This window comes from Marinobacter sp., assembly GCF_041595835.1.
Classification (GTDB): Bacteria; Pseudomonadota; Gammaproteobacteria; order Pseudomonadales; family Oleiphilaceae; genus Marinobacter.
Genome location: NZ_JBFHJO010000032.1, coordinates 25,218 through 32,018 on the forward strand (window position 1 = coordinate 25,218; position 6,801 = coordinate 32,018).

The window sequence follows — 6,801 nt, forward strand, 5'->3', positions numbered from 1 at the left end:
GTTAGTCCGTCATTTCTGTTGTTCCTTCAAACGCCGATTTAACTCCCCGTTCTGCCACTGGTCCATGTTGTGGAACAATCTGGGGGCCAATTCTCTCAGCGCGCGTCTGTACACTTCTCTCTTAAATGAAATTACCTGCCCCAACGGGTACCAGTAGCTCACCCACTGCCAACCGTCGAATTCCGGTGAATCGGTGCCATCCACGCGCACGTGCGCGTCTGGCGACAACATCCTCAACAGGAACCATTTCTGCTTTTGCCCCACACATACGGGGTGCGAGTTGTGACGAACCATCCTTCTGGGAAGCCTATAGCGCAGCCAACCCCTGGTACAGGTGATGATTTCCACATCGCTGGCACTAAGGCCGATCTCCTCTCCCAGCTCCCGGTACAGCGCCTCTTCAGGTGATTCATCTGGATTAATACCACCTTGTGGAAACTGCCAGGAGTCCTGCCCTATTCGCCTTGCCCAGAGGACTTCCCCCCTGTGGTTGGCCAGAATGATTCCGACGTTGGGTCTGAAACCGTCTGAGTCGATCACGGCACAGTCCTCGTAGTAGTCGGTTGCCGGATAATTTTCTCCCGGCGAAATTTGTCCAAGTTGCTCTCATTCTTACAGAATCCCAATGCTTCGGCAAACGGAGCTATATGCGGCACACCGCGACAGAGCCGTGATAGACTGTCGGCTTTGTTAAAAAAGCCTGTGACAATGGGAGGATGCGGCTTGACGCTCGCAATATTTGATTTGGACAACACCTTGCTGGCCGGCGACAGTGACCACGCCTGGGGAGAGTTTCTGGTGGAGGAAGGGATGGTGGATGCCCAAACGTATCGCCAGGCCAATGACCGCTTTTACCAGGAATACCTGAATGGCGAGCTGGATGTTTTTGAATACCAGCGCTTTGCACTGCAACCGCTGTCCACCCATAGCATGGCTGAACTGGAAGCCTGGCGCAAAGCGTTTATGGCCAAAAAAGTACTGCCCATGATGCAGGACAAAGCCAGGAACCTGTTGGCTGAACACCGGGATCAAGGCCACACCCTGATGATCATCACTGCAACCAACCGATTCATTACCGAGCCAATTGCCGAGGCTCTGGGCGTGGATTATCTGATTGCGACCGAACCTGAACTGGTCAATGGCCGGTTTACCGGTGAAGTTGCAGGGACACCGAGCTTCCAGGAAGGCAAAGTAGTGCGCCTGAATGACTGGTTAGCAGCCCACGGTGAAAGCCTGGACGGCGCCTGGTTTTACAGTGACTCCCACAACGATGCACCGCTGTTGAAGCTGGTTCAGCATCCAGTGGCTGTAGATCCGGACCCGACACTGGAAAAGCTGGCCCGTGACCGTGGCTGGCCCGTGATGTCGCTCCGGGACTGAGGCTTTCGCCCCTTACAAAAACCCGGTCAGCGAACGCACGAAACAAGACTTGATGTAATCCGTTTCAGGAATACCCGGCACAACCGGATGGTCCGGGGCCTGATGGCCCTGCTCCAGCAACTGCACAAAGCGATCAATCTTCCGACCACTACCACGAATAATATCAATCAGCTTTTCTTGAGAAAGGTGCATAGAACAAGACGCCGAAACCAGCAGCCCGTCACGCTCGAGCAGCCTCAGACCTAACTGATTCAAGCGGGCATACGCCTGCTCACCCGCCTTCTGATCTCGCCGGCGTGGAATCAGGGCGGGCGGGTCCAGTACGACAATATCGAACTTCTCTTTCTCTTCCGCCAGTGCCTTCAGCGCATCAAAAGCATCGCCTTCAATGGTGTCCACGTTATCCATACCATTCAGCTTTGCGTTATGGTGCACCGACTCTACTGCGGCCGACGAAGCGTCCACGCAAGTCACCTGAGACGCACCGGCACAAGCCGCCTGAATCCCCCAGCCACCCACATAACTGAACACATCCAACACCCGTTTACCTGGCGCGTAGGCCTGCAACCGCTGACGGTTCATCCGGTGATCGTAAAACCACCCCGTCTTCTGGCCACCAGCCAAAGGCACTTCAAACTGCGCACCATTCTCTTCCACCCGCAGAATGTCTGTCTCCGGACCATGAGCAAACTCCACGTAACTGGACAGCCCTTCTACCTTGCGCATCTTACCGTCGTTCTTCAGAACCACCACCCGCGAATGGGCCAAACGCTGCACCGCACGAACGATAGCGTCTTTCATCAATTCCATGCCTGCCGTGGAAATCTGCACCACTACTACATCATCAAACCGATCCACCACCAGACCAGACAAGCCATCACTATCGCCAAACACCCAACGGTAAAATGGCTTATGGAACAACCGCTCACGCAAAGAAAGTGCGGCTTCCATCCGCTCCGTCAGCCGCTTAGGGGTCATGCCCTGAGCCGGATCCCGACTGATCAAACGCCCACAAATTAACGCATGAGGATTCACAAACACCGTCCCCAGTGGCTTATCGTTTGACGCCCGCAACTGAGCCTGAGCCCCGGCGCCGAACTCGGTTAACGGGCTGCGTTTGATATCCACCTCGTTACTGTAAACCCACAAGTGGCCAGCACGGAGACGGCGTTCTGCGCCTTTGCGCAGGTATAAAATCGGGAAATCCATTAATTAATTACCTGTGAGTTCATTCGTTATGGGAGATGCTCTGTAGCTTGGGCGAGTTTCCGGGGGCGGGCCTCACGAAACTGTGCGGAGCCACGGATGGCGGAGCTCAAGCGTCACATGGATGTGCCGAAGGAGCGTGTTTCGGGAGGCCTGCCCCCGGAAACACGCTTGCACCAATTGATATGCTTAGCCTTCCGAAGCCACGTGCTCAGCGTAAGCATCAGGATCCATCAGGCCATCCAGCTCGCCTTCATCCGCCAGCTTAACCTTGAACATCCAACCATCACCATAAGGGTCTTCGTTCACAATCTCCGGCTCATCCTCAAGTTTCTCATTCACCTCAAGCACTTCACCGGTCACCGGGCTGAATACATCCGAAGCCGACTTCACTGACTCAGCAACACCCGCCTCTTCACCGCCATTCACCGTAACGCCCACTTCCGGCACGCCGATATAAACCACATCACCCAACTGCTCTTGGGCAAAATCTGTAATACCAATGGTGGCCGTACCATCAGCTTCTACCCGCACCCATTGGTGGGTGTCCAGGTACTTAAGGTCTGCAGGAATATCGCTCATGTTTGTGTGTCCTGTTTTAAATTTTTGCGCAGTTTAACCGAAGAGCTTAGTTCCAGCGAATGCTACGGGCCAACTTCATAAAGGAAGTCAGATAATCTATCTCTGCATCCCTTTCCCGAAAACCCAGAAAAATCTGCTTAGGCATCCCTGTTTTGCCCAGCTTCACCGCCTTGACCGGCATTTTCTGTGCATACTCATCCACCAGCCAACGGGGTAAGGCTGAAACCCCACGGCCCGCAGCCACCATTTGCAGCATGATATCCGTGGTTTCAATCGTTTTATGCCGCGCAGGCGCAGCATGGGCCGGTAAGAAAAATCTCGTAAAAATATCCAACCGCTCCGGTGCGACCGGGTATGTAATCAACGTTTCTTTTTCCAGCTGTTCTGGCTCAACCCAGGCTTCCGTTGCCAGTGGGTGGTGGCTTCCCACCACCAGCACCTGTTCATAATCAAACACGGGTTCAAAGCAGACACCAGGGCGATGCAACGGGTCAGGTGTTACCAGCAAATCAATGTCATGACCAAATAAAGCACCCATACCACCAAACTGGAACTCCTGTTTTACATCTACATCGACATCCGGCCACTGTTGCAGGTATGGCCCAACCACCTTGAGCAACCACTGATAGCAGGGGTGACATTCCATTCCCACCCGCAGACTGCCTCGCAGCCCTTTGGCAACCTGAGCAATCAGCATTTCCGCATGTTCAAACTGGGGTAAAAGCCGATTGGCGAGAATGAGTAATTGCTCCCCCGCCTGAGTAAAGCGCAACTGCCGCCCCTCTCGCTCCCACACGGGAGTACCCAGTTGCTGCTCCAGTTTACGGATGGCGTGGCTCAATGCCGATTGCGTTAAATGCAGTTGTTCGGCTGCCGCCGTCAATGAACCGTGACGCTCAACTGCCCGAAAGATTTCCAGATGACTTCTCTCAATCATGAGATAACCCGTGAATAACATTCATGGAACATTGAAATAATACCATTTTTATTCATCTCAATCCCGGCTTAACCTTGATCCCCTACTCAAAACAACACCTTCAGGAACAAATTTATGGCAACCACACACAATCTCGGCTTTCCGCGCATCGGCAACCAGCGAGAACTGAAATTCGCTTTAGAGCGATACTGGGCCGGGCGACAAACAGAACAGGAGCTTGCAGATACCTCAGAAAAGCTGCGCCACCGACACTGGCAACAGCAATCTGATCTGGACTTTGTGCCAGTTGGCGACTTTTCGCTTTACGATCAGGTTCTCGACATGTCTGTCACTCTGGGCAACCTGCCAACCCGGGTTGCAGATAAAGAGGGTACCGGACTCGATGCCTACTTCCGTGCAGCCCGAGGCCGGGGGGCAAATGACAGCCCATGCTGCGCCACCGCTGCCGGTGAAATGACTAAATGGTTCGATACTAACTATCACTACATTGTTCCGGAATTTACCGCCGACACTCAGTTTGAACTGAATCCGGAGCGGCTGCTAAAGCAACTGGCAGAAGCACAAGAGCAAGGTGTAGCGGCCAAACCGGTCATCATCGGGCCGGTCACTTACCTCTGGTTAGGCAAAACTTCTGATGAAAGCAACCGCCTCGACCTTCTGGAACGCCTGTTGCCCGCCTATGCACAGCTACTGGAAACTCTGGCCGATGCGGGTGTTGAGTGGGTACAAATAGATGAACCTGCTCTGGTAACAGAGCTCGACGCCAACTGGCGCTACGCCTTCAACCTGGCATACCATCAACTCAAAACCAACCGCCCGAAGCTGCTGCTGGCCACTTATTTTGGCGAGTTGCGCAACAACCTTCAGCTAACGTGCGAGCTGCCTGTTGCAGGTGTTCACCTGGACGCCATCAGCGCGCCGGATGAAATCAACCGCATTGTCGACTGGCTGCCCAACCACAAAGTGTTATCGCTAGGTGTGGTGAGCGGCCGCAATATATGGAAAACCGATCTGAACAAAACCCTGGAATGGCTGCAACCTGTGCAAGAAAAGCTGGCTAATCGCCTGTGGTTAGCGCCATCCTGCTCGCTGCTGCATGTACCCGTCGATCTGGAACAAGAAACCGACCTGGATCCGGAAATCCGAAATTGGCTGGCATTTGCCGTTCAGAAACTGGAGGAGCTTCAGGTGCTCGCCCGGGCTTTGAATGAAGGCCGGGATGCTGTCCAAGAACAACTGGCCGAAAACCAGAGCGCCATCGATAGCCGGCGTAACTCTACCCGCGTAACTAACCCGGAGGTGCGTGCTGCGGTTGCCGGCCTTTCTGCGGACCTGGGCAACCGCCGGAGCCCCTATTCACAGCGGATTGCCCTGCAGCAGAAAAAACTTCAGCTTCCGGCCTTCCCAACCACTACCATTGGCTCTTTCCCGCAAACTCCGGAGATCCGCCAGGCGCGCCTGCAGTTCCGCAAAGGAGAGCTGGAGGCAGAAGCCTACGAAACCCAGATGAAGGCCGAGATTGAACGCTGCATTCGCAGCCAGGAAACCTTAGAACTGGATGTTCTGGTTCATGGCGAGCCGGAGCGCAACGACATGGTGGAATATTTCGGTGAACAACTGGAAGGCTACGCCTTTACCCGCTTCGGCTGGGTTCAGTCTTACGGTTCGCGCTGCGTTAAGCCGCCCATCCTGTTCGGCGATATTCGCCGCCCGAAAGCTATGACCGTGGACTGGATTCGCTACGCTCAATCTCTGACTGAAAAGCCTGTAAAGGGCATGCTGACCGGCCCGGTGACGATTCTGAACTGGTCTTTTGTACGAGACGACCAACCTCGTAAAGACTCCTGCTTGCAATTGGCTCTTGCTATCCGCGACGAAGTTCAGGATCTGGAAAAAGCAGGAGTAGACATTATCCAGATTGACGAAGCCGCCCTCCGAGAGGGCTTACCACTGCGGCAATCGGACTGGAATGACTATCTTGAATGGGCCATTAACAGCTTCCGCATCGCGGCCAATGGCGTTGAAGACGGCACACAGATTCATACGCACATGTGCTATTCCGAATTCAACGACATCATCGAGGCTATCGCTCGCATGGACGCCGATGTCATCACCATCGAAACCTCACGGTCTGACATGGAGCTGCTGGACGCGTTCAAGAGCTTCGAATACCCGAACGACATCGGGCCCGGGGTGTATGACATCCACTCGCCCAACGTTCCCAAAAAAGAGCAAATCATTAACCTGATGAAGCTCGCCGCAGAACGCATCCCCGCGGAACGGCTGTGGGTTAACCCGGACTGCGGACTGAAAACGCGGAAGTGGGAAGAAGTCACCCCCGCACTGGAAACCATGGTGGCTGCGGCGCAGGCGTTACGGGCATAAATGGAGCTTCGAAGAGGGTGCGCCTTGTGGCGCACCCGTGTAGACCTTCTAAGGATGTGTAGGTAATGATTTACCAACCTTCTAATGGTATGCCGTGCTCCTTGAGGTAGGCGCCGTGCTCTTCGAGATATTCTGCCGTGCGCACTTTGAAGGCATTTACATTCCCTTCCACTTCCACACCGGATAGACGCATCACTTCCACTGCGTTCGTGGTCTGGTTCATCATCCACACCACAACTTCCCCTCCCGGAGCCAGCCCCAAAACCAAGGTGCTTCTGGGTTCAGAGCTGACCGTTCCGTTTTGGTTAAAG

The 6,801-nt window shown here is 54.3% G+C and carries 7 protein-coding genes; 2 read left to right on the forward strand and 5 right to left on the reverse strand.

The genetic code is table 11. The features are described from left to right. Window positions 1–9: 9 nt before the first annotated feature. The gene (locus ABYA77_RS10860; RefSeq protein WP_372965989.1) at window positions 10–540 is read right to left on the reverse strand and encodes an RNA pyrophosphohydrolase; all 531 of its coding nucleotides are present in this window, start codon (window positions 538–540) and stop codon (window positions 10–12) included. 183 nt (window positions 541–723) lie between these two features. On the opposite strand from ABYA77_RS10860, the gene ABYA77_RS10865 reads away from it, so the two are divergent. Then, the gene (locus ABYA77_RS10865) at window positions 724–1,380 is read left to right on the forward strand and encodes an HAD family hydrolase (protein ID WP_372965990.1); all 657 of its coding nucleotides are present in this window, start codon (window positions 724–726) and stop codon (window positions 1,378–1,380) included. 12 nt (window positions 1,381–1,392) lie between these two features. On the opposite strand, the gene ABYA77_RS10870 is transcribed toward ABYA77_RS10865, so the two are convergent. The 3 genes from ABYA77_RS10870 to ABYA77_RS10880 form a co-directional block, all read right to left on the reverse strand. After that, complete coding sequence (locus ABYA77_RS10870; protein ID WP_372965991.1) at window positions 1,393–2,589, reverse strand: class I SAM-dependent rRNA methyltransferase; 1,197 nt, start codon at window positions 2,587–2,589, stop codon at window positions 1,393–1,395. A 186-nt stretch (window positions 2,590–2,775) separates the two neighbouring features. Then, window positions 2,776–3,168 carry a glycine cleavage system protein GcvH gene (gcvH, locus tag ABYA77_RS10875; RefSeq protein WP_372965992.1) on the reverse strand — a complete coding sequence of 131 codons (393 nt, stop codon included), beginning with the start codon at window positions 3,166–3,168 and terminating at the stop codon, window positions 2,776–2,778. 46 nt (window positions 3,169–3,214) lie between these two features. Further along, window positions 3,215–4,105 (reverse strand): LysR family transcriptional regulator, encoded by an 891-nt coding sequence (locus tag ABYA77_RS10880; RefSeq protein WP_372965993.1) that lies wholly within the window; start codon window positions 4,103–4,105, stop codon window positions 3,215–3,217. Window positions 4,106–4,219: 114 nt separating this feature from the next. Between ABYA77_RS10880 and metE the strand changes: the two genes are divergently transcribed. Next, a complete protein-coding gene (gene metE, locus ABYA77_RS10885) occupies window positions 4,220–6,490 on the forward strand; it encodes a 5-methyltetrahydropteroyltriglutamate--homocysteine S-methyltransferase (RefSeq protein WP_372965994.1) in 2,271 nt (756 codons plus the stop codon). 70 nt (window positions 6,491–6,560) lie between these two features. Here the strand turns inward: metE and ABYA77_RS10890 are convergent. Then, window positions 6,561–6,801 (reverse strand): DUF2931 family protein (locus ABYA77_RS10890; RefSeq protein ID WP_372965995.1); only part of this gene is annotated, 241 nt, incomplete at its 5' end.

Bases quoted from the DNA above. Each gene is read 5' to 3' on its own strand.
- gcvH (WP_372965992.1), bottom strand. From the start codon at position 3,168: ATGAGCGATATTCCTGCAGACCTTAAGTACCTGGACACCCACCAATGG.
- metE (WP_372965994.1), top strand. From the start codon at position 4,220: ATGGCAACCACACACAATCTCGGCTTTCCGCGCATCGGCAACCAGCGA.
- ABYA77_RS10880 (WP_372965993.1), bottom strand. From the start codon at position 4,105: ATGATTGAGAGAAGTCATCTGGAAATCTTTCGGGCAGTTGAGCGTCAC.
- ABYA77_RS10870 (WP_372965991.1), bottom strand. From the start codon at position 2,589: ATGGATTTCCCGATTTTATACCTGCGCAAAGGCGCAGAACGCCGTCTC.